The sequence below is a fragment of the Pseudohalocynthiibacter aestuariivivens genome, assembly GCF_018457175.1.
GTDB lineage: Bacteria > Pseudomonadota > Alphaproteobacteria > Rhodobacterales > Rhodobacteraceae > Pseudohalocynthiibacter > Pseudohalocynthiibacter aestuariivivens.
The window spans coordinates 61632-84906 of record NZ_JAGFNU010000014.1 but is presented as its reverse complement, the minus strand read 5'-3'; the positions used below and the strand labels follow the sequence as shown (position 1 = coordinate 84906).

At 52.3% G+C, this 23275-nt stretch carries 16 protein-coding genes and 3 tRNA genes; 6 read left to right on the top strand and 13 right to left on the bottom strand.

From position 1 onward, the window contains the following. Positions 1–64: 64 nt before the first annotated feature. A complete protein-coding gene (hemA, locus tag J4E70_RS16860) occupies positions 65–1288 on the bottom strand; it encodes a 5-aminolevulinate synthase (protein WP_213890818.1) in 1224 nt (407 codons plus the stop codon). Positions 1289–1648: 360 nt separating this feature from the next. Between hemA and J4E70_RS16855 the strand changes: the two genes are divergently transcribed. Then, positions 1649–3034, top strand: coding sequence for a M20/M25/M40 family metallo-hydrolase (locus J4E70_RS16855; protein ID WP_213890817.1), 1386 nt, complete (start codon positions 1649–1651; stop codon positions 3032–3034). Positions 3035–3055: 21 nt separating this feature from the next. On the opposite strand, the gene J4E70_RS16850 is transcribed toward J4E70_RS16855, so the two are convergent. The 12 genes from J4E70_RS16850 to J4E70_RS16795 all read right to left on the bottom strand — a co-directional run bounded on the left by J4E70_RS16850 (position 3056) and on the right by J4E70_RS16795 (position 13081). After that, positions 3056–3132, bottom strand: a tRNA-Asp gene (locus J4E70_RS16850). A gap of 35 nt (positions 3133–3167) precedes the next feature. Continuing rightward, positions 3168–3244 (bottom strand) — tRNA-Asp (locus tag J4E70_RS16845). A 346-nt stretch (positions 3245–3590) separates the two neighbouring features. Then, positions 3591–3968 carry a hypothetical protein gene (locus J4E70_RS16840; protein WP_213890816.1) on the bottom strand — a complete coding sequence of 126 codons (378 nt, stop codon included), beginning with the start codon at positions 3966–3968 and terminating at the stop codon, positions 3591–3593. Positions 3969–4107: 139 nt separating this feature from the next. After that, positions 4108–4183: transfer RNA gene (locus J4E70_RS16835), tRNA-Val, on the bottom strand. A 400-nt stretch (positions 4184–4583) separates the two neighbouring features. Then, positions 4584–5171, bottom strand: a complete 588-nt coding sequence (locus tag J4E70_RS16830) for a histidine phosphatase family protein (RefSeq protein ID WP_213890815.1) — start codon at positions 5169–5171, stop codon at positions 4584–4586. 95 nt (positions 5172–5266) lie between these two features. Beyond that, positions 5267–5611: an HU family DNA-binding protein gene (locus J4E70_RS16825; protein WP_247078557.1), complete on the bottom strand. Its 345-nt coding sequence runs from the start codon at positions 5609–5611 to the stop codon at positions 5267–5269. A gap of 309 nt (positions 5612–5920) precedes the next feature. Beyond that, a complete protein-coding gene (gene lon, locus J4E70_RS16820; RefSeq protein ID WP_213890813.1) occupies positions 5921–8341 on the bottom strand; it encodes an endopeptidase La in 2421 nt (806 codons plus the stop codon). Between the two features lie 227 nt (positions 8342–8568). Then, positions 8569–9696 carry a tRNA guanosine(34) transglycosylase Tgt gene (gene tgt, locus J4E70_RS16815; protein WP_213890812.1) on the bottom strand — a complete coding sequence of 376 codons (1128 nt, stop codon included), beginning with the start codon at positions 9694–9696 and terminating at the stop codon, positions 8569–8571. 95 nt (positions 9697–9791) lie between these two features. Next, positions 9792–10130, bottom strand: a complete 339-nt coding sequence (locus tag J4E70_RS16810; protein ID WP_213890811.1) for an RcnB family protein — start codon at positions 10128–10130, stop codon at positions 9792–9794. A 95-nt stretch (positions 10131–10225) separates the two neighbouring features. Next, the gene (locus J4E70_RS16805) at positions 10226–11089 is read right to left on the bottom strand and encodes a class I SAM-dependent methyltransferase (protein ID WP_213890810.1); all 864 of its coding nucleotides are present in this window, start codon (positions 11087–11089) and stop codon (positions 10226–10228) included. 137 nt (positions 11090–11226) lie between these two features. Beyond that, a complete protein-coding gene (gene tig / locus J4E70_RS16800; protein WP_213890809.1) occupies positions 11227–12558 on the bottom strand; it encodes a trigger factor in 1332 nt (443 codons plus the stop codon). A gap of 181 nt (positions 12559–12739) precedes the next feature. Further along, positions 12740–13081: a TetR/AcrR family transcriptional regulator gene (locus tag J4E70_RS16795; RefSeq protein WP_246531822.1), complete on the bottom strand. Its 342-nt coding sequence runs from the start codon at positions 13079–13081 to the stop codon at positions 12740–12742. A 197-nt stretch (positions 13082–13278) separates the two neighbouring features. On the opposite strand from J4E70_RS16795, the gene J4E70_RS16790 reads away from it, so the two are divergent. The 5 genes from J4E70_RS16790 (at position 13279) to fdhF (ending at position 23235) form a co-directional block, all read left to right on the top strand. After that, positions 13279–14697: a sigma-54-dependent transcriptional regulator gene (locus tag J4E70_RS16790; protein ID WP_213890808.1), complete on the top strand. Its 1419-nt coding sequence runs from the start codon at positions 13279–13281 to the stop codon at positions 14695–14697. A 7-nt stretch (positions 14698–14704) separates the two neighbouring features. After that, positions 14705–16684 carry a sensor histidine kinase gene (locus J4E70_RS16785; protein WP_213890807.1) on the top strand — a complete coding sequence of 660 codons (1980 nt, stop codon included), beginning with the start codon at positions 14705–14707 and terminating at the stop codon, positions 16682–16684. 236 nt (positions 16685–16920) lie between these two features. Further along, on the top strand, positions 16921–18624 hold the full coding sequence (locus tag J4E70_RS16780; protein ID WP_213890806.1) for an OFA family MFS transporter: 1704 nt from the start codon (positions 16921–16923) through the stop codon (positions 18622–18624). Between the two features lie 112 nt (positions 18625–18736). Next, the gene (locus tag J4E70_RS16775; protein ID WP_213890805.1) at positions 18737–20431 is read left to right on the top strand and encodes an NAD(P)H-dependent oxidoreductase subunit E; all 1695 of its coding nucleotides are present in this window, start codon (positions 18737–18739) and stop codon (positions 20429–20431) included. Continuing rightward, positions 20428–23235, top strand: coding sequence for a formate dehydrogenase subunit alpha (gene fdhF, locus J4E70_RS16770; protein ID WP_213890804.1), 2808 nt, complete (start codon positions 20428–20430; stop codon positions 23233–23235). The genes J4E70_RS16775 and fdhF overlap by 4 nt, the downstream gene beginning before the upstream one ends. Positions 23236–23275: the final 40 nt, after the last annotated feature.

Here is a 23275-nt window from a genome sequence, read left to right as displayed (position 1 = left end):
CCCCAAAGCCGACCTACTTAGTCAACAATATCACAGAGCAATCGATTCGACACCAGCCTATAGGTTAACCTGTTAGTTCGGCACGATTTAGCGCACATTGCGACCACAATGCGTCAAGCCCGCGAACAAGCGCATCCATTTCCTTTGGGCCGTGCACTGGGGACGGTGTAAAACGAAGCCTTTCGGTACCACGAGGAACAGTCGGGAAATTGATTGGTTGCGCGTAAATACCGTGATCTTCCAATAACTTATCAGAAATCATTTTACACTTTACGGGGTTGCCGACATGCACCGGAACAATGTGACTGCCATGGTCGATAATTGGTAAACCCAACCCTTTAAGGCGTGTCTTTAAAATTTTCGCCTGCGTTTGCTGTTGCTCGCGCAATGTGCCGTCATTCTTCAAATGGCGCACCGAAGCTGTCGCACCCGCAGCAACTGCGGGAGGTAGTGAGGTCGTGAAAATAAAGCCCGGCGCATAAGAGCGAATCGCATCTACCATCTTGGCGCTTGCAGCAATATAGCCGCCCATCACGCCAAAGGCTTTCGCCAGCGTACCATTGATAATATCGATGCGATGCATCAGGCCGTCACGCTCTGCAACACCCGCACCTCTTGGTCCGTACATACCTACGGCATGCACTTCGTCAATGTAGCTTAACGCATTAAATTCTTCTGCAAGATCAAGTAGTTCCCTGATCGGCCCAAAGTCGCCGTCCATCGAGTAAATGGACTCAAACGCAATTACCTTTGGTGCCTCTGGGTCCAATCTTTCCAGGATCTCACGCAGATGCGCAACATCGTTATGTCTGAAAATGTGCTTCTCTGCGCGACCGTTCCGAACGCCTTGAATCATTGATGCATGGTTAAGCTCATCCGACAAAATTATCAGCCCCGGGAAGAGCTTTGGCAGAGTCGAAAGCGTCGCGTCATTTGCGATGTAAGCCGAGGTAAAGACCAGCGCAGCTTCTTTATGGTGAAGGTCTGCGAGCTCTGCCTCAAGCTCTTTGTGGTACACGGTTGTACCGGAAATGTTGCGCGTTCCGCCCGAGCCAGCCCCAACGTTGTCCAGCGCCTCATGCATCGCGTCCAACACTGCCGGGTGTTGACCCATACCCAGATAATCGTTTCCGCACCAGACAGTTACAGGCTGTTCTTCACCGTCCGGACGGCGCCACGTCGCGTGTGGAAATGCGCCGCGCTTGCGTTCGATATCGATGAACGTGCGATAACGGCCTTCTTCGTGAAGACGTTCGATCGCAAGGTCGAGTTTGGCCGTATAGTCCACTGACGAATCTCCCGGGTATGGTACGGCGTGTTGACTAGCCGCTTTTTGCTCCGAAGCCGAGACCCCGGTTTAGTTTTGTGTACGAAAAAATCAACTGTGACACCAGTAATAGTAAGTAATCAGAATGTAACAATCTGTCGCGGGGTTTTGATTTGCCAGATTGCATCTTTCTGTTATTTGGACGACCCGCAGTCGGCCGCACTGTAACAATCCATTTCCTACAATGTAGCACACGTTTCCGCTGGTTGCGATTTCAGGAAGTTTACTGGCTTTGCACAACCAGTTTCCGTGCGTCTCTGGACATACTTGCACGCCTTGATAGGGTTGCCAAAATTCCAGCATCGATCAGGAGCACCCCCGATGAGTCTCGACGCCGTTCTTTCCCGAATTGACCAGGATCTTGAGGCGGCGACAGACCGTCTTCTGACCTTGCTGCGCATTCCATCAATCTCGACAGACCCAGCCTTTAAAGCAGATTGCGACGCCGCGGCTGACTGGCTGGTGGAAGACCTGACATCCATTGGCTTTGACGCCACGAAACGTAAAACACCCGGCCATCCGATGGTTGTCGCGCATGATACTGAAGTAGCTGATAACGCGTCTCCGCACCTTATGTTTTACGGTCACTATGATGTGCAACCTGTCGATCCACTCGACCTTTGGGATACTCCGCCATTTGAACCTGCGATCGAAGATACCGCTAAAGGCCGGGTAATTCGTGGCCGCGGGTCCTCTGATGACAAGGGTCAACTCATGACATTTGTCGAAGCGTGCCGCGCCTGGAAAGCAGTTAACGGGACGCTGCCCGCACGCATCTCATTCTTTTTCGAAGGCGAGGAAGAATCCGGTTCCCCCTCTCTCGTGCCATTCATGACGGAAAACGCAGATGAGCTGCGCTCTGATGTGGCGTTGATCTGCGATACTGGGCTCTTTGGGCACGACACGCCGGCTATTGTGACAATGCTGCGTGGCCTGCTTGGCGAGGAGTTGACGATCACCGGCCCCAGCAAAGATTTGCATTCCGGCATGTATGGTGGTGTTTCGATGAACCCGGCCCGCGTTCTGGCCCGTATCATCGCAGGTCTGCATGATGATGAGGGGCGTGTCACAGTTGATGGCTTTTACGATGATGTTCCGGAACTGCCCAACTCTCTGCGTGCGCAGTGGGAAGATCTGAACTTTGATCACAAAAGTTTTTTGGGTGAAGTCGGCCTGTCTGTTCCCGCCGGTGAGACGGGGCGTAGCCCGCTTGAAATGATCTGGTCGCGTCCGACCTGCGAAGTGAATGGCCTTTGGTCGGGCTACACTGGTGACGGCTTTAAAACCGTTCTGCCCTCGCAGGCCAGCGCCAAAATCAGCTTTCGCCTCGTCGGACAACAGGACCCGCTCAAAATTCGTGAAAGTTTTAGCGCCTATGTACAGTCGATGTTGCCTCAAGATTGCAGCGTTGACTTCAAAGACCACGGCGCATCGCGTGCTGGTCATATGTCAACAGATCACCCGGCCTTTGAGCAAGCCCGCATAGCCCTGTCCGAAGAATGGCCAAACACGGCAGCCTACGTCGGTTGTGGTGGATCAATCCCCATCGCCGGTCACTTCAAGAATATCCTGGGCGTTGATGCCATGCTGGTCGGATTTGGCCGTGATGACGATCAGATCCATTCTCCGAACGAGAAATATGATCTGGAGAGCTTTCACAAAGGCATCCGCAGCTGGGCGCGTATTCTTGACGCCATGTCAAAATAAAGCGAAAAATTCAAAGAAAAATGGCGCGGTTGACGGGACTCGAACCCGCGACCCCCGGCGTGACAGGCCGGTACTCTAACCAACTGAGCTACAACCGCGCGTTTTACGCTTTGAACTCTCTTGGGCTGGGCAGTGGCGCGGTTGACGGGACTCGAACCCGCGACCCCCGGCGTGACAGGCCGGTACTCTAACCAACTGAGCTACAACCGCTCGCTGCCCGCCCGAGGTTAAACCCAAGCGTGAGGTGCGTTCTAAGCGCGGCGGGCTTCCCCGTCAAGCGGCCATAGCATGTAATTTAAGCGCCTCGTGAAGATTTCTTTCTGACAATTCCATCTTCCCTCTTGTGTAAGCTTTTTTTTAGCTGTCAGAACATCTCACTTAAGCGCCATGAACTGTAAAACAGACCGGAACATTCTTAGTATCCAGCCCAGTTTCCGGGAAACAGAAGAAGATCCAAAACCCATTCAACGAAGTTTACGAAAGACCGCAGGTTTTCGTAGATTTCAGCGTGTTCACACTGAACGAATGTGCCCTGAAATTAAGTAAATATTTCGCTTTAATCTACACGCCGCAACGCAATGCAGCCCTTTGTAGACTGGTAAAACACATAGATAAAAAACACTTTGGGCACTATTCCCAAAACCAGAAGCGGGATGCTGGTGGTAAAAGAAAAATAGAGCAGATCAAGACAAGCGACAAGCACGAGCACCACACCTGCAAAAATCCAGTATTTACGTAGCGCTAACGCAAAGACGACAAGGATGATCGCAAAAACTGCGATTCCGGCAATCTTACAATACACTAAAAAGTCGAAACTGCCCGCTCCCGCCAATGGCAGCACTGTATTAAGTAATGAAAACAAGCTGGTAATTGTCAGGATAGCAGCGATAACGACACCGTTTTTAACTGCGAGTTCGGCTTGTTCTTTTTTCAATGTAGAGCCTATCGCCGTTCTTCTTAAAGAAATATTTGGTTGTTATAATACTACCTTAGCTAGAAAACAATAAAAACCAAATTTGCGTCACAGCTTTCGATTCCTGCACAGAATAAATCTGAAATGGGCTAAGAAATGATGGTGGGTGATGAGAGGCTCGAACTCCCGACATCTTCGGTGTAAACGAAGCGCTCTACCAACTGAGCTAATCACCCGTCCGACCGTCTGATAAACCAAGTTGCCTCTGGTCTGCAAGCCCTCTTTCGCTGAATTTAGTTTCGTTCAAAAAAATTTTACGAAGTAAACGAGAGTGGATCGGAAATCGGGAAACATATGCAACGATAAAGATATCCTCTGTTAGTCTTTGATGGTTTTAATTCTTTGATTTAAACGGCTTGCTCAGACATCTTAAGGAAGGTTTTTGCAATTCCCTAACTGCTACTGACAGCAACAAAGACTTTTTATGACACGCACTTCCTTGTCAGGACATACAGGCAAACTAAATTGATCTTGTTAGCCCCATGGAATCGGGCACCGTTTGAAACAAAATATGCGTTGAAACACAGCGCTTTATCAACGCACAGAGGATTTAAGTTTGTCGATCTGCCTTTGGTTTCAGCTTTCTCTAAGGCAGGTTTCTGCACCATTTTCCAGCCTGTAGATGCATCCCTGCCCGCGTTCCAGCTTGTCCATCTCATCGATTGGCAGATCAAGAACCAAGCCACGTAAAACGCAGCCCGTTATGCCGTGCGTTATGATTGCTGTCGGCCTTGTCAGTTCCTGTAACACAGACAGACACCGGTCGTGCAAATCGTCAAAACGTTCGCCGCCGGGTGTATTCAGGAATAAATCAAATTCCGTGACAAAATCTTCCATCGGATTCGGAAACTCTTCCCGAATGACGGCGCGTGTCTGCCCCTCCCACTCTCCTGCAAAAACCTCTTGAACACGATCTTCAAACGTCAGAGAAAGATCCAGCCCCTCGGTGGCGATTTCCGCAGTCCTGCGCGCGCGGCCCTGTGGGCTGCTAATTACAGTCAAATCAGGATAATCCGTATGAACCTGTGCCAGCAGCCGCCTTTGTATTTGCGCCTGCTGAATGCCGAGGTCAGTCAGTGGTGAATCCTGCCTGCCTTGCAGTCGACCTTCGAGATTCCACTTTGTTTGACCGTGGCGCAAAATGAAAAGTGGTGGAAAATGCACCCTCGGCTCCCGTATTTTACCTAGGAAATGCTTTGACAGAATATCATTCGGTCAAAGAAACAAGGTACAGATCATCGCTTCATCAATAAAATTTACTATTCAGCAGCATCAATCAGTGGATTAACAAGTGGCGTTGTCCAACTGTCAGATTGGCGAATGCGGCATGTGAAGACTTTTGCGCCAGGCTGCTCTTTTGTCCGTTTTACTTTCACCTTTCCAAATGGTGGCAAAACGAAATCATCGCCATCAGCCAGAGACGCACCCAGAACCGCTAGCATTGCTTCGATTACAGGTTTCGCATCTTTCTTTTTGATACCGGACCGCGCAACAACCCTTTCGATCAGTTCTTTCTTACGAAGCTCTCTCACTTCTCCGATTTGCACTGAATCGCTCGCCGTAGTCGCGACAACAGCTGCCGTTTTCGTAGCTGCGGTTTTCACTGCTGCTTCCGGGCTTACCGAAACCATTGTTGCAGGTTTCGCCGTCGCCGCGGGCTTTTTCGCTGATCTGACACTGGTCGGTTTTTTTCGTGTCTTTACTGAGCGGGTTTTTGTGGTTGTCTTTACCATTGCCTAACTGGACCTCACTGTTTTTGATTTTAACGTCACCTTAGCGCGAATAGTGCGGACAATCCACCTTGGTAATGTCGGCACCAAACAAAAACATTCAAAATATGGTGTTGTGGGAAGGTCGTGAAACGAAAAAGGCGCGCCTGATCTGGCGCGCCTTTCTGTCAGACTGTCAGCCTATTAGTGGGCCGCACCATGTGTTGTATTCTGTGCGCCACTCTGACCGGAGATCGCAGCTTTTGCTGCTGCCGCATCTTCAGCTTCCTGATCCCATTCAACTGGCTTAGGGACTTCTGCCAAAGCGTGTTTCAGAACCTCTGAAACATGCGAAACCGGTATGATCCGCAAACCGTCTTTTACGTTATCCGGTATTTCCGGCAGGTCTTTGGCGTTTTCCTGAGGAATAAGCACGGTCTTAACGCCGCCCCTCAAAGCTGCCAGAAGCTTTTCCTTAAGCCCACCGATTGCAAGCACATTACCTCGGAGCGTTACCTCGCCCGTCATCGCAATATCCTTTTTCACCGGAATTCCAGTAAGCACGGAAACGATAGATGTGACCATGCCTACACCGGCTGAAGGGCCGTCCTTTGGTGTCGCCCCTTCTGGCACGTGAACATGGATATCGACCTTTTCAAAGACGGGCGGCTTTATGCCCAGTTCAGGACTGATAGAGCGCACAAACGAACTTGCCGCTTCGATGCTTTCTTTCATCACATCGCCGAGCTTGCCGGTCGTCTTCATCCGACCTTTGCCAGGCAACTTCAGCGCTTCGATCGAAAGCAACTCTCCGCCCACGGAGGTCCAGGCCAAGCCGGTTACGACGCCGACCTGATCTTCCTGTTCAGCCAGTCCATAACGAAAACGTTTGACACCAAGATACTCTTCAAGGTTTTCCGGTGTTATAACAACGGTTTCCTCTTCTTTCTTGATAATTCTTGTTACCGCCTTACGGGTTAGTTTCGCGATCTCGCGCTCCAGATTTCGAACACCAGCTTCGCGCGTATAGGTACGGATCATTTCCATTAAGGCCGCGTCGGTCAGTTCAAATTCGCCTTTTTTCAGGCCGTGGTTTTTGATCTGTTTTGCGATCAGGTGTTGCTTGGCGATCTCGGCTTTTTCGTCCTCTGTATAGCCAGACAGAGGAATAATCTCCATCCGGTCAAGCAGCGGGCTTGGCATGTTGTAGCTGTTCGATGTGGTCAGGAACATCACGTTCGACAGATCATATTCCACTTCCATGTAGTGGTCGGTGAAGGTCGAGTTCTGTTCCGGATCAAGCACCTCAAGCATTGCACTTGCAGGGTCGCCCCTGAAATCCTGACCCATCTTGTCGATCTCGTCGAGCAAGATAAGCGGGTTCGTCGTTTTCGCTTTTTTCAACGCCTGAATGATCTTACCGGGCATAGACCCAATGTAAGTCCTGCGGTGTCCCCGAATTTCGCTTTCATCACGTACACCACCCAGTGAAATACGGATGAATTCACGCCCGGTCGCGCGTGCAACCGATTTACCAAGGCTGGTTTTACCCACGCCAGGAGGGCCGACCAAACACAGGATTGGGCCCTTCAGTTTTACTGAGCGTTGCTGAACAGCAAGATATTCGACAATCCGTTCCTTGACCTTCTCAAGGCCGTAGTGGTCGTCATCCAGAACCTTTTGCGCATTCCCAAGATTCTTTTTAACCCGCGACTTTACACCCCAGGGAATGGAAAGCATCCAATCAAGATAGTTGCGCACAACGGTCGCCTCTGCCGACATCGGAGACATTGATTTCAGCTTTTTAAGCTCAGCATCCGCTTTTTCGCGGGCTTCCTTGCTCAGCTTGGTCTCCTCGATGCGGGCTTCGAGTTCTGCGATTTCGCTAGCACCCTCTTCGCCGTCGCCCAGTTCCTTCTGAATGGCTTTCATTTGCTCATTCAGATAGTATTCACGTTGCGTACGCTCCATCTGGCTTTTGACGCGGGTTTTGATCTTTTTCTCGACCTGCAGAACACTCATTTCGCCCTGCATCAGGCCGTATACTTTTTCGAGCCGTTCTGCCACGTCCAGCGTTTCCAAAAGCTCCTGCTTTTGGTCCACTTCAACGCCCAGATGCCCGGCGACCAGATCAGCAAGCTTGTCACTTTCGCGGCTTTCAGCAACGGCTGCCAGTGCTTCTTCCGGTATATTTTTCTTTATCTTCGCGTAGCGTTCGAACTCTTCGCCGACAGAGCGCACCAAAGCTTCGACAGATGCAGGATCACCTGGTGTTTCTTCCAGAAACTCAGCTTGTGCTTCGAAGAAATTATCGTTCTCCAGGTATTCGGTGATGCTCACGCGGTTGCGCCCCTCGACCAGCACCTTCACGGTACCGTCAGGCAATTTCAGCAATTGCAAAACATTCGCAAGTACACCGACCTGATAAATGCCTTCTGCCTCTGGGTCATCAATGCTGGGGTCAATCTGGCTAGACAGCAATATCTGTTTGTCGTCCTGCATCACCTCTTCTAGTGCGCGGACAGATTTTTCGCGCCCAACAAAAAGCGGTACGATCATATGTGGAAACACCACAATATCGCGCAGCGGCAGGACAGGATATGATTGGTTGAGTTGCTCGTGCATGCTCTTTCCTTCTTTGCAAGAAGACGCGTGTCCCGGCTTGGCGGCAACACATTGGTCTTCTCCGGTCTGGTTTTAGGAAGTGGGGCTTGTTCGCCCTTCTTTCAACCCGGACTCATTCAGTTGGACGTTACTTTGCACGCACTGATTGCCGGGGGCAAGGGAGCAGTCTGCAAAACGTCAGGATTTCCGCCTAAAAACCAAAATCTCAGCTACTGTTTCCCCCTGCATTACAAAGGCTCGATGTCGCCTTCAGTTCGTTGAGAAAAAAATGTTTTCTGAAACGCGTCAAAACGATTTTCTTGAATTGCATCGCGCATTCCCTGCATCAATTCCTGATAATAGTGCAGGTTATGCCAGGTCAGCAGCATGCCAGAGATCATTTCCTGTGCTCGAAATACGTGGTGCAGATAGGCGCGGCTGTAATTTGAACAGGCCGGACATGTACATTCCTCGTCGAGCGGTCGCGGATCATCCTGATGACGTGCATTCTTTATGTTTACGACGCCGTGGCGCGTAAAAACCTGCCCCGTGCGGCCCGAACGTGAGGGCAGAACGCAATCCATCATATCGATACCACGGGCAACCGCCCCCACGATATCATCTGGCTTGCCAACCCCCATCAAATAACGTGGTTTATCCGCAGGCAGCATGTCTGGTGCATAGTCCAATACGTCAAACATTGTGGCCTGGCCCTCACCCACAGCGAGCCCACCGATCGCATATCCATCAAATCCAATTTCCTTTAGTTTTTCGGCACTTTCGGCGCGTTGCTCAGAAAAAATGCTGCCTTGCTGGATGCCAAACAGTGCATATCCCGGCCGGTCACCAAAGGCCGCGCGCGAACGTTCGGCCCAACGCATCGACATGCGCATACTTTCAAGCGAAACCTTCTCTTCTGCCGGAAACGGTGTGCATTCATCAAAACACATCACAATATCAGACCCAAGCATTCGCTGTATTTCCATAGAGCGTTCGGGGCTAAGGTGATGCTTGGACCCGTCAATATGAGATTTAAAGGTCACCCCTTCTTCCGACATTTTGCGCAGGCTCGAAAGGCTCATCACCTGAAACCCGCCGCTGTCTGTCAGAATAGGTTTGTACCAGTTCATGAACTTGTGAAGGCCACCCAGCCGTTCAATCCGCTCTGCCGTTGGCCGGAGCATCAGATGATAAGTATTTCCAAGCAGAATATCAGCGCCAGTCGCGGCAACACTTTCAGGCAGCATCGCCTTTACAGTTGCAGCAGTTCCAACAGGCATAAAGGCCGGGGTTCTAATTTCGCCCCGAGGCATCTGAATGACGCCTTGACGCGCTTTGCCATCGGTGGCGTTCAGGGAAAATGAAAACTGAGTCATTCGCGCCAGATACGACAGGAATGAGAGAATTGCAAAGCGTTGCAGAAGAAAGAAGCCGTCTTCCTAAAATACAGCTGGGATATGATGTGTGCAGATCAATCCAGAACGGCGGCCACTGCTTCGATCAACTCAAGAATTTCACGGGTTTCCCGCTCAACTCGCACGTAGCTATCACCAATCCGATAGTAGCTTTCCCCGCGTCTTAGCCTTGGCAAACGATATCGGTCCGGATTGCGAATGACGTAGTAGTCACCATGCGGCAACCTATCGCCTACACGAAGGCCCTGCATCGCCAGCCCTGGTGGAACACATGGTGGGTTTTTATTCGCAAGACCCGGTGGGCAATGACCATAGCCGTTCTTTGACAATGCGACAGACGGGGCAAAAGTGACCGTTGCCAACAATAAACCGAGTGATAAATACTTAAATTGCACCGAAGCCTCCTATGTTACGCCAAAGATGTACCTTCCGCATTTGATTTACCAGAGGGGCACCTTACGGAAGCGGGAAATCGCCGCCACCTGCAACCTCAGGCTTTAACCGCCGTAAAATAATGTACACGCGCGGGAACACGCATTGCCCCGTCCACCGCAAAAGGCGCGAAGGCCTTGGTCGTTGCCGCGGCGATTGCCAAGCGATCATCCTCTGTCCCGTTATACTCATTCATAAGCCGCGAAACTGGTCCGATATTAGTCGCCAGTTCTGCCGCATCTTCTGGCGTACCTTCAATGTGAAGAAAAAGGTTTAAAGTTTCTGCCTGGCATTGCGTAAATCCGGTAGCCGACAGAATTTCCAATACATAATCTGTTTCGGCAAAAGCAAACTGGCCGGGCGCGCGTTTTGGTTCAACCGGTGCATCACCAAGTTGCGCTATCGCCGCACGTTTGGTGAGGAAAGACCATGGGTTACGTTGCGGCGCATCCCATGTCACGAAAACGGCTCTGCCCCCCGGACAAAGCGCCGACGCAAGGTTTGAAAATGCCGCTACAGGGTCGGCAAAAAACATCAACCCAAACCTTGAGGCCAGAAGATCAAATGCCTCAGGCTCAAACCTGTACATTTGCGCGTCTTCCTGCACGAGGTTTACGTTCTTGATGCCGAAAACGCGGTCTTTCGCAAGAGAAAGAAGTGTCGGAGAAATATCAGCGCCCAGGACTTTGCCGTCAGCCCCCACAGACGCAGCAAGCGCAAGCGTTGTCTCGCCGGTTCCGCACCCGATATCCAACACGCTTTCCCCTGCTCTCACATCACATCGCGCGAGCAGGTTTTCCTTGATTTCTGTAAACAGAGTGTCGAGCTTTTGTTGATGCACCACCCATTTCTGACCGAACTCGGAGCTCCAAAATTCTTGCTGATCATGGTTTGCGGCTAATTTCAAACTGTCCGATGGCATTGGAAGACTCCTGCTGGAAGGCCCAAATAGAGCTATCAGAAAAGGTTAACGCTATTCCGGCGCAGCAATCAAATGCCGAAAACAAAAAAGGGCTGCCCCGCAAAGGGCAGCCCACAAAATCTTCGTGATCTAAAACGTTACTCTTGTTCGAGCGCTTCAACCGCTTTCTGAAGGTCGTCTTTGGTCACTTCTTTATCTTTGACTTTTGCCAGTTCAAAAACGTAGTCGACAACTTTGTCTTCGAAAATAGGCGCGCGCATTTGTTGCTGCATTTGCTGATTTTTCTGAACGAATTCAAAGAACTGGCGTTCCTGACCTGGGTACTGACGGGCTTGGTTCATGATCGCCTGCGTCATTTCCTGATCACTGACCTGAATATCAGCTTTTGTTCCCAACTCTGCCAGCAACAGCCCCAGACGTACACGACGCTCTGCAAGCCCAACATGGTCATCAGTTGGTGTAACTTCAGGGTGATCATGCCCTTCTACATCAGGGTTATCTTCATGCCACAGCTGATGCGCAATCGCTTTGGCTTCGGAGTCAACAAGCGATGCCGGAAGTGGGAAGTCTACTTTCTTGTCCAACACATCCAGAAGGTTACGCTTCAGGATGGCGCGTGCTGCACCCTTGTATTCTTCTTCCAGGCGCTCAGAAATCTGCCCTTTGAGAGCTGCGAGGTCTTCTGCGCCAAATTGTTTGGCAAGCTCGTCATCAAGCTCTGCAGCTTTTGGCGCTTTGACTGCCTTCACGGTGCAATCAAAAACAGCGTCTTTGCCTGCAAGGTGCTCTGCACCATATTCATCCGGGAACTTCACATTAATGGCAACTTCGTCGCCTGCCTTTGTACCAACCAGCTGTTCTTCGAAACCGGGGATGAAAGAATTTGAACCGAGGACCAACGGGTAGTCTTCGCCCGTGCCACCCTCAAAAAGTTCGCCGTCAACTTTACCGGCAAAGTCGATAACGACCTGATCGCCGTCTTTCGCCTTCGCGCTCTTTTTGCGGTCTTCAAACGATTGTGCTGTTTCAGCAAGGTTTGCCAATGCTTCTTCTACGGAAGCATCGTCTGCTTTGACAACAAGACGCTCAAGCTTGATGCCTTTCATGTCAACTTCTGGAATTTCAGGCAGCGCTTCGTAGGTCATTTCTACGGCTACGTCGTCGCCTTCTTTCCAGTCTTCGTTGGTCATTTTAACTTCGGGCTGCATCGCAGGGCGGTCGCCCGAGGCTTCAAAATGCTCGCTCATCGCACCGTCAATGGCTTCCTGCATGGCTTCGCCAAGAACGCTTTGACCAAACTTCTTTTTCATCAGGGCCATCGGCACTTTGCCCTTACGGAACCCTTTCATCTCGACGTCTGGCTGAGCATCTTTCAGCTTTTCGGTGACTTTAGCGTCCAGTTCAGCGGCAGTCAGGGTGATGGCGTATCCGCGCTTCTGACCTTCGTTCAGGGTCTCGGTGACCTGCATATTCGTCCTCATCTCTTACGAAAGGCCGCGCGCGCGCGGCGTGGGTATAAATCAGGGGACCTTCTATTGGCCCAAACGCTGTGTTGCAAGTGGAAACCGGGGTATCGCCAAGGCCGGTCCGATCGCCCCTCGTTCCACGCGAAAGCCCAATCAATGCGCGCAAAAGTGATCTGATCCGGTATCAAAGGTTTTGAGAGAACAGATGGTGCGGGTGTCTGCCTTTGTGCCGCTTACATTCCAGGAACCAAGCAGCGCTCGGGTGACTATCAGCGACACAGCGTACGATCAGTTGTTCTTTTGACTCGCCAGCCAGTTCTTCTATGCGCCTGTACAGCCAGTTCCGGAACCATTCCTCCCTCAAACGCAGCACAGCCAGAACCAAGTCATCTTTCGTGCAAAAGTGATTATAGATCGACGTCTTGGAGATGCCTGTCTCCTCGCCAATCCGATCCATGCCCGTCGCGCCAAAGCCGTTCTGGTTAAACACCTTTGCAGACGCGTTCATCTCTGTTTGAATATCCAATGAGAATTATCGTTTACCGTTCGGTAAATGTATGAATAGGTGGATTAAAATATATATAACATTGTATTACATGATATCAACCTTGACAAATTGTGATATTTATTGGCTATTTACCATACTGATCTGTAACTTCTAAATATACCCCTCAACACCTTCCAACTGAGAACAGGCACAACACATTTGGAAAGGAATCACACATGGATCTTCCGCTTCGTCAAAGAAGTTTTGAGCCGCACAGAGTGGCTGTGACTCAACACAAAACAGCATCTCAGGCGTCGCCTGAAGGATTCAAGGATGTGTTGTCAAATGCCTCTGTGCTTGTCATTGATGATGAGCCGGGCATGCGAAACTTTCTCAAAAAGACCCTGACGGAATACTGCGCACGCGTTGACGTGGCAGCCGATACAGACGAAGCAGCGTTATTTCTGGATCAGGCCAACTATGACATCATTATCCTAGACAATGTCATGCCCAAAAAGAAGGGAGTCGATTGGCTGGCAGAGCAAAAGAAAATCGGCCTCTATTCCGATGCGATTCTGATGACAGCCTACGCAGATTTGGAAACAGCGATCGCGGCCATTCGCGCCGGAGCCTCTGATTTTCTACTGAAGCCATTCCGCTCAAATCAGATATTGAATGCCATCACTCAAAATCTGAAACGATCCAATCTGAGCCGACAAAACTTAATTCTGCGCAACGAACTTGAAGCAGGTCAGGACCTGCTGCGCCACCGTCACGCGCTGATCGGAAATTCCGATCTTATTCAAAAAGTCCGGAATACGATTGAACACGCAGCTTCAATTGATGCCCATGTAGTGATTTGTGGTGAGGTTGGCGCCGGAAAGCAAATCGCAGCACGCATGCTCCATGATCGATCCGCACGATCTGACTGCCCGTTCGTCTGGCTTCAATGCCACGGCTTGAACGAGGAAGCTTTCAAATCAACTCTGTTTGGCCGTGTGGATGCATCAGCAGAAAGCGACATGGAAACCAGAGGTCTGTTGCTAAACGCCAAAGGCGGCACATTGTTCCTTGAGGATGTCGAGCGTTTACCACCCGCCTGTCAGAACCTCCTTGTGGAGCTTTTGACAACGGGCCGGTTCCGCCCCATTGGCGCAGAGCGTAGCTTTCCAGTCGATGTTCGCATTGTCTGCTCGACAACGCTGGCACTAAAGGACGCAGTACAGGAAAGCACCTTTCGCACCGATCTTTATTATTTGCTCAATATTCATGAGATCACACTTCCTCCTTTGAGAGAACGTGTTGAGGATATTGTCGCCTTAGCGGAATTTTTCCGGGAAAAGCTCGTTGCACGCATGGGGGTTCCCGCACCAGAGATTTCCGCGTCGGCGAAACGCAGACTCATGGCACATGAATGGCCGGGCAATGTGATGGAGCTGCGCAACATTGTCGAGCGGGCCCTGATCCGTGGCACGTTTGATTCAGTGGTCGACATTGGACAAAACAATACCGAGCCGCAAAGCCTTGCGGCGGTTGAGCGCCGCCATATCCTGTCGGTTCTGGATGCGTGTAGCGGCAACAGGGCCGAAGCAGCGCGACGGCTTGGTGTTGCCCGAAAAACAATTGACCGGAAATGTCAGACATGGGGGGTATAGCCCTCGCATGCGCTCTGTTCGCCTCAGACTTCTGATCCTCGCCCTTCTGCCTCTTGTTGTGTTACTGCCGCTTCTTTTGGGCGTCACGATGGTGCGCTGGATCAATAAATTCGATGAACTTTTGCTGGCCAAGGTGGCCAGTGATCTCAGGGTGGCGGAACAATACTTTGGCCGCATTGAAGCGACACAGGCTGCTGATATAGCCGCTTTGGCACAATCAGGCCGATTTGAGCGTGCGCAGATGGGCGGAGACGCTGGGCTATTGGGCTTCCTTGAAGCGGAGCAAGCCAGAATGGGCCTTGATCTTCTGATCTATGGCGCGCTCGAGGGAAACGATATCCCAAAAAGCGCACATGCGGTTGCTGAAAGGGCACGGCCTGACGCACCAGGCGCAGGGCTCGCGATTTTTTCAGGTCAGGAGCTTGGCGCAATATCACCTGGACTTGCGCAGAAGGCTGAACTGACTCTTGTGGCCACGGAGGCGGCTCGCAAGATCGATCGCACAATTGAGTCGCGCGGCATGATGCTGCTTGCAGCGCACAGATCCCCCAACACCGGAAACATCCTGATCGGCGGGCGATTACTGAACCAGAACCTTGATGTCATCGATACGATGAACAAACTGATTTACCGAGAAGAGGAAAATTCCGAAACCCGCCAGGGCACAACCACGCTGTTTCTCGACGATGTGCGCATATCCACCAATGTCAGGCTGTTTGAAGGTTCACGAGCGCTTGGGACGCGGGTTTCAGAAGTGGTCTGGCAACAGGTCATGCAAGAGGGCAAGCCGTGGTTGGATCGCGCCTTTGTCGTCAATGATTGGTATATCTCAGGCTATGTCCCGGTGACCGATAGTGATGGAGCCCGGATTGGGATGCTCTATACGGGGTTTTTGGAATCTCCTTTTACAAGCGACCGCAACACGACGATTCTCTCACTGATCCTCGCGTTTATTGCGGTGATTTGCATCTCGATCCCTTTGTTTCTGCGGCTTGCGCGCGGAATATTTTCACCACTTGAGCAAATGACGGCGACCATGGCCCGCGCCGAGCAGGGTGAGTTTGCGGCACGCATCGGTAAAGTGGATGCCCGCGATGAGATCGGAACCGTTGCGCGGCATCTGGATCGACTTCTTGATCAGGTCCAGGAGAGGGACGAAGCGTTGCGGGGTTATGCCGACAACCTTAACGAATTGGTGGACCAGCGCACCGAAGAGTTACAGAACGCGAAACAAAAACTGGAAGCGACATTTGCGCAATTGGTGATGTCTGAGAAGCTGGCGTCTATAGGTGAGATTACAGCCGGTGTAGCGCATGAAATCAACAACCCGGTTGCCGTAATTCAAGGCAATCTGGATGTCCTGCGCCGAACGATGGATCCTGGCTTTCAAGCGGAACATAAAACCGAACTCGATCTGATTGATGCCCAAACACATCGGATCAATGTGATCGTTGGCAAACTTTTGAACTTTACACGGCCTGAAGAAATATCTGATGTGAGTTCCCATGTGGATGTCGCCAAATGCGCCGATGACGCGCTGGTTCTTGTGACACCGGACCTGAGGAAACATTCCATTGAAACAGAGACCGCGCACGCCCCAGCCCCGTCGATCATGATTGTTGCCTCCGAACTGGTTCAGGTGCTCGTCAATCTGATGATCAATGCATCTCAGGCCATGCCTGATGGCGGCAGCTTGCGCATCACAACGCGGGCAGCAAAACGCGACGGTGTTCCCGGAGCCGAGATCATTGTCGCGGATTCAGGTCCGGGCATCCCGAAAGAGAAACTGGACAATGTCTTTGATCCCTTTTTCACGACAAAGCCCGCTGAGGGAACGGGCCTTGGGCTGTCAATCAGCCAGACTTTGATCACGCACGCAGGCGGTTTGATCACCGTAAAGAGCGAAGAGGGTGTCGGCTCAAAGTTTTTTGTATGGTGCCCTATCGCGGACAACTCGTCTGACCCTCATTTGAAAACAGCCAAATAAGTGGACATTTTGTCACTCGCCCAACTTTACAAGCGGTGTTTTATGGACATTTTAACCTTTTCTCAGTACAGCCAAATTACTCTAACATATTGTTTTTATTAATTAATAAGTTGACAATCAAAAAAATCAAACGCCTAAAAGCAAAGAAGAGGCTGCTCATCATAATGTTCGTGTAGGAAAGGCAGTTTCCGAAACCGGGGGCTCGGCGTCCCCCGCAACTTGGGAGGACACTTGACATGTCAGAGTCAGCAAGCGGGCCCTTAGGGTTCCTGCGAAAAGAAAATATCGTAGCGCCTGAGGGCTATAACCGGTGGCGCGTACCACCCGCCTCAATCGCAATTCACCTTTGTATCGGATCCGTCTACGCATGGTCCGTCTTTAACCCACCGCTCACGCGCGAACTTGGCATTGTTGCGTCTTCGGGTGCAGACTGGAGCCTGTCTTCGGTCGTTTGGATCTTCTCAGTGGCAATCGTTGCTCTGGGGCTTGCTGCGGCCTTTGGTGGTAAGTGGCTGGAAAAAGTGGGTCCACGCTATGTAGGTGTGGTCGCCGCCACGCTTTGGGGCGGTGGTTTCATCATTGGATCTTTGGGTATCTCATCCCATCAGCTCTGGCTCGTCTACCTAGGCTACGGCGTCTTTGGGGGTGCAGGCCTCGGGCTTGGCTATGTCTCGCCCGTTTCGACACTGATCCGATGGTTCCCTGACCGCAGAGGGATGGCAACCGGAATGGCGATTATGGGCTTTGGCGGCGGTGCTATGATTGGTGCGCCTTTGATTGGATGGTTGCTCAGCAACTTCCAAAAAGCACCAGAGTATCTAGGAGCAGAAAGCACGCTTAATCTGATCACGGAAGGTGGTCGGCGTTTTGCAGAAACAGCCTCCGGGAAAGTCGAAATTGTTCTGGCCACGGCCCAACAGGCGGCAGCCTTTGGCGGCGAAGCAGGCGCCTATGGCGTTGGAACCGGCAACACAGGCGCAGCGGCAACCTTTATGGCGCTTGGCATTGGCTACTTCATCGTCATGATCATCGCAGCTTTCCAGTATCGCGTTCCCAAAGAGGGCTGGAAGCCTGAGGGTTGGCAACCGGCCCCATCGGCCTCTGGTATGGTCACTCGCAACAACGTGCATATTGATCAGGCTTTGAAGACACGTCAGTTCTGGCTGCTCTGGATTGTACTGTGTTTCAACGTGACAGCTGGTATCGGCGTGATCGGGGTTGCCAAGACCATGATCAACGAGATTTTCGGTGAACTGGTAGTTGTGACAGCGGCATTTGCTGGCACATATGTTCTGATGATCTCTGTGTTTAACATGGTTGGCCGGTTCTTCTGGGCCTCGACCTCGGACTTTATCGGTCGCAAAAACACCTATCATTGCTTCTTCATCCTTGGCACGATCCTCTACTTGTCCATTCCCTTCTGGGCGGGAATGGGAGGCGGAGCCGCTCTGATCGGCTTTTACATTGCGACAATGATCATTTTCACAATGTATGGCGGCGGCTTTGCGACCATTCCGGCCTATCTGGCGGATATGTTCGGCACGATGCATGTGGGCGGAATCCACGGGCGTTTGCTGACAGCCTGGTCCACAGCTGGAGTGCTTGGTCCGTTCGCAATTACCTATTTGCGGGATCTGTCACGCAACAACGCGATTTCTGATCTGGTGGCAAGGATGGATCCGGCGGCTTTTGCCGAGCGTTTCGGGGCACCTGTTTCCAGTCTTCAGGAATTGGTCGATGCCAACACGGTGACCATTGCACGGCTGATGGAAATCGCTCCGGCTGGTACCGCTGATCCGACTCCGTCGCTCTACAACACGACGATGTACGCCATGGCTGCCCTGCTGGTGATTGCGTTCTTCGCCAATCTGTTCGTGCGCCCCGTCGGCGATCGACACCATGTAGAGAAGACACATCCGCGGGCGGTGGCCGCTGAATAAACCTTCTTACTCTGCGGCGGTCTTTTCCCTCTAAGATCGCCGCGGTCTATTGCGAGCCACCAGGTGGCTCGCCTTTTTCCTAAGTTCAGATACACCGAAAGGGCCTATTCCGATGGATCAGATCGTCCGACAAAAATTCAAGCGTCGCGATCCTTCGCTGCCAAAGGGACGCCAGATTTCTGATGAGAATGTTGAGGAGATTGCAAAGCTCTTCGGAGATATGCCCCGGCGCAAAGATATGGTGATCGAAGCGCTGCATATCATTCAGGACACGCGCGGACATATTACGGCCACCGACATTGCCGCGCTGGCTGAATATCTACGCCTGGCCCAGGTTGAAGTATATGAAGTTGCCAGCTTCTATCACCATTTTGATATTGTCCGGGAGGGACAAACACCCCCACCGCCGCTGACAATCCGTGTATGCGACGGCCTGTCCTGTGAGATGTCCGGGGCCAAACCTCTTATAGAAGAATTGAAGGCTGCGCTTGGCGAAGACATCCGTATCGACCCCGTTCCATGTATCGGCCGGTGCGATAGCGCTCCTGCGGCGCAAGTGGGCAAGAGGTTGATTGAGCACGCCAGTGTTCCAAAACTGACCGAGGCCGCAACGGGACCGATCACTCCAGTCATTCCAGACTATCAGACTATGGAAGAATACCGCGCTGAGGGTGGTTACGACGTCCTTGCCCAGGTTCTTGCAGGAGACATCACTGCCGATCAGGCGACAGAGACCATGTCGAATGCGGGACTGCGCGGTCTCGGAGGTGCCGGTTTTCCTGCTGGGCGCAAATGGGGATTTGTGCGAAGCTATGCTGGTCCCCGGTTTATGACGATCAACGGCGATGAGGGCGAGCCTGGAACGTTCAAAGACCGTTGGTGGCTGGAACAAGCCCCGCACCGCATGATCGAAGGTGCGCAGATTTCGGCCCGTGTGGTAGGCTGTGAACGTATCTACATATACATGCGCGATGAATACCCGGCTGTGCTGGAGATCCTGAAAACCGAAATCGCGGTGCTGGAGGCTTCTGATATCGAGATGATCCCGATGGAACTGCGCCGTGGCGCAGGCGCGTATATCTGTGGTGAAGAAAGCGCGATGATCGAGAGCATTGAGGGCAAACGCGGCCTGCCCCGCCATCGTCCACCTTATATCGCCGAGGTCGGCCTCTTTGGGCGTCCGACTCTGAACCACAATGTTGAAACACTTTCATGGATTGCGGATATCCTCAAAAACGGTCCAGCCTGGTTTAAGGATCAGGGTTGGTCTGAGGACCACAATGGTCCACGGGCGTTTTCTGTTTCAGGCCGCGTCAAAAACCCGGGCGTCAAGGTTGCCCCCGCTGGCATTCCGCTGATCCGCCTGATTGAAGACTATTGCGGCGGCATGGCCGACGGGCATGAGCTGAAAGCCTTCTTCCCAGGCGGTGCATCCGGTGGGATTTTCCCCGCCCATATGGCCGACCGGCCTATGGATTTCGGGACATGGGAGCCCGAAGGCGGTCTGATCGGATCCCATGCCGTTGTGATCCTGAGCCAACACGACAGCGTGCGTGATGCGACGCTCAACACGATGCGCTTTTTCAAACATGAAAGCTGTGGCCAATGCACGCCGTGCCGTTCCGGGACCGACAAGATGGTGCGCATGCTGGAAGCGCGCGAGGCGGACCGTGCACTTTATGACGATTTGCTGGAGGTGATGGGCGATAGTTCAATCTGCGGTCTTGGACAGGCGGCAGGTAATTGCGTGAAACATCTCATGACGCATTTTCCGGAAGAATTTGAGAATGGGGAGACAACCCAATGAGCCTTGATAATGCAACTCTCCCGACAGTAAGCTTCGTGCTCGATGGTGAAGAAGTCACCGCGCAAGAGGGAGAAACGATCTGGCAGGTGGCCAAACGTGAAGGGACGAATATCCCGCATCTCTGCTGGAAAGACGCGCCGGGATATCGCGCCGACGGCAATTGCAGGGCCTGCATGGTTGAAATCAAGGGTGAACGGGTCCTCGCCGCATCCTGTATCCGCAAACCAACCGAAGGCATGAAGGTCATGACAGCCGGTGAGCGTGTCGAGAAAAACCGCAATATGGTTTTCGAACTTCTCGCCTCTGACATGCCTGCCCGTAACCAAAGCCCTGACCCGGAAAGCCATTTCTGGGATCAGATGGATTTGGCAGGCATGTGCACAAGCCCGCGTTACCCTGGTGGCAGGCCCGGTGCCCAGAAGGACATTCCGGTGGATAGCATCTTCCATGATGCGTCCCACCCGTCGATAGCAGTCAATCTGGATGCCTGCATTTCCTGTGGGCTCTGCGAACGTGCCTGCCGCGAGGTTCAGGTCAATGACGTGATTGGCATGAGTGATCGCGGCATGGGGGCTGTTCCTGCCTTTGACGTCAACGACCCAATGGGTCTCTCCTCCTGTGTGGCCTGCGGCGAATGTGTACAGGCCTGTCCGACCGGGGCCCTGATGGAAAGAACGTTGCTGGATGAAACGGCGACGAAACGGGAAGTCTATCCAGATACGGTCAAACCCTCCGTTTGCCCGTTCTGTGGCGTTGGATGTCAGACAGAGATCAGCCTGAAAAACAATGATATTATACGCGTAGAAGGGCGTCAGGGGCCTGCCAACCGCGGCAAACTTTGTGTGAAGGGTCGATTTGGCATGGACTACGTCATGTCGCCCGAACGACTGACCAAACCACTGATCCGCCGTGCGGATGCGCCCAAGAACGCGAAAGCCAAGCTGACCTTTGCTGATATTCCGGACTATTTCCGCGAAGCTTCGTGGGAGGAAGCCATGGCGCTTGCGGCGGGAGGCATGACAAAAGTACGTGACAGCATTGGTGGAAAGGCCATTGCAGGGTTTGGCTCAGCCAAAGGCACCAATGAAGAAGCTTATCTCTTTCAAAAATACATCCGGCAGGGCTTTGGCACGAACAATGTCGATCACTGCACACGCCTGTGTCACGCCTCATCGGTGGCCGCATTGATGGAAGGCGTCGGCTCTGGAGCGGTCTCTGCCCCATTTACGACGGCGGATGAGAGTGACTGCATCATGACGATCGGGTGCCGTCCGGAGCAGAATCACCCTGTAGCAGCTACCTATTTCAAACAGGCTGCAAAGCGGGGCACGAAACTTCTTGTCTTTGATCCGCGTAAACAGGAACTGATGCGGCACGCCTCTCACCCTGTGGTATTCGAACCGGGGCGGGATGTGCCTATGCTGAATGCGATGATCCACACGATCATTGAAGAAGGCCTTTTCGATAAGCAGTACATCCAGGCAAATGTCGATGGCTTCGAAGCACTGTCTGAAAAAGTCAAAGAATTCAGCCCGGAGAATATGGCGGAAATTTGCGGCGTCGAGCCGGATTACCTGCGTGAGCTTGCCAGAACCTATGCAACGTCTGAGCGATCGATCATCTTCTGGGGCATGGGCGTCAGCCAGCATGTCCATGGAACCGATAATGCGCGCTGCTTGATTGCACTTTCCCTTATCACCGGTCAGGTAGGCCGGCCAGGCACCGGGTTACATCCGCTGCGTGGCCAAAACAACGTGCAGGGCGCATCAGACTCTGGCCTGATCCCGATTGTATATCCAAACTACAAATCGGTTGAGGATCCCGACATCCGCGCCAAATATGAAGACGCCTGGGGCCGTTCCCTAGACCCGGCGAAGGGTCTGACGGTGGTCGAGATCATGGATGAAGTCGCCAAAGGCAATATCCGTGCAATGTATGTGCAGGGCGAAAACCCAGCAATGTCTGACCCCGATCAGACGCATGCAAGGGCGGCTTTGGCGAGCCTTGATCATCTGATCGTGCAGGATATTTTCTTCACGGAAACAGCGTGGTTTGCGGATGTTATCCTGCCAGCCACGGCGCAGCCGGAAAAACCTGGCACCTACACAAATTCCAATCGTCAGGTGCAGCTGGCCATGCCCGTGCGCAAAGCGCCGGGTGAAGCCCGCCAGGATTGGAAACTGATCGTGGAGATGGCCCAGAGATCCGGGCTTGATTGGGATTATTCTGATATCAGTGAAGTCTATGCGGAGATGGCCAGTCATATGGCGTCTTTGGACAACATCAGTTGGGATCGCCTGTTGCGCGAGGGCTTTGTCTGCTATCCGGCCAAGGACAAGGACGGCCCGGGCGAGGAGATCATCTTCTATTCTGGTTTCCCGACCAAAGATGGTCGTGCCAAGCTCGTGCCGACGGACCTCTTGCCACCGGATGAGCTACCGGATGAAGAGTTCCCGATGGTGCTGACAACTGGCCGGATGCTCGAGCATTGGCACACGGGCGCAATGACACGACGGGCTACGCAGTTGAATGCACAAGAAGATGAACCGGTGGTATCGATGCACCCAAAGGATATTGGTCGCAAAGGGTTGACCCGTGGTCAGAAGGTCAAAGTTGCGACCCGGCGTGGTGAAGTCACGTTGACGCTTAGAGCAGACCGCGATGTTACGCCGGGCATGTTGTTTATGCCATTTTGCTTTGTCGAAGCGCCTGCGAATTTTTTGACAAATCCGCAACTTGATCCCTATGGAAAAATCCCGGAGTTCAAATTCTCGGCGGCGAAAATTTCAGCTGCGAGCGACTGATCCTCCCCCACTGAAATGGTCCGCCTCTATAGTCAGGAAA

What these genes read in the sequence shown, in the direction of transcription:
- J4E70_RS16855 (WP_213890817.1), top strand. Translation starts at nt 1,649, where the DNA reads ATGAGTCTCGACGCCGTTCTTTCCCGAATTGACCAGGATCTTGAGGCG.
- lon (WP_213890813.1), bottom strand. Translation starts at nt 8,341, where the DNA reads ATGCACGAGCAACTCAACCAATCATATCCTGTCCTGCCGCTGCGCGAT.
- tgt (WP_213890812.1), bottom strand. Translation starts at nt 9,696, where the DNA reads ATGACTCAGTTTTCATTTTCCCTGAACGCCACCGATGGCAAAGCGCGT.
- J4E70_RS16805 (WP_213890810.1), bottom strand. Translation starts at nt 11,089, where the DNA reads ATGCCATCGGACAGTTTGAAATTAGCCGCAAACCATGATCAGCAAGAA.
- tig (WP_213890809.1), bottom strand. Translation starts at nt 12,558, where the DNA reads ATGCAGGTCACCGAGACCCTGAACGAAGGTCAGAAGCGCGGATACGCC.
- J4E70_RS16790 (WP_213890808.1), top strand. Translation starts at nt 13,279, where the DNA reads ATGGATCTTCCGCTTCGTCAAAGAAGTTTTGAGCCGCACAGAGTGGCT.
- J4E70_RS16785 (WP_213890807.1), top strand. Translation starts at nt 14,705, where the DNA reads ATGCGCTCTGTTCGCCTCAGACTTCTGATCCTCGCCCTTCTGCCTCTT.
- J4E70_RS16780 (WP_213890806.1), top strand. Translation starts at nt 16,921, where the DNA reads ATGTCAGAGTCAGCAAGCGGGCCCTTAGGGTTCCTGCGAAAAGAAAAT.
- J4E70_RS16775 (WP_213890805.1), top strand. Translation starts at nt 18,737, where the DNA reads ATGGATCAGATCGTCCGACAAAAATTCAAGCGTCGCGATCCTTCGCTG.
- fdhF (WP_213890804.1), top strand. Translation starts at nt 20,428, where the DNA reads ATGAGCCTTGATAATGCAACTCTCCCGACAGTAAGCTTCGTGCTCGAT.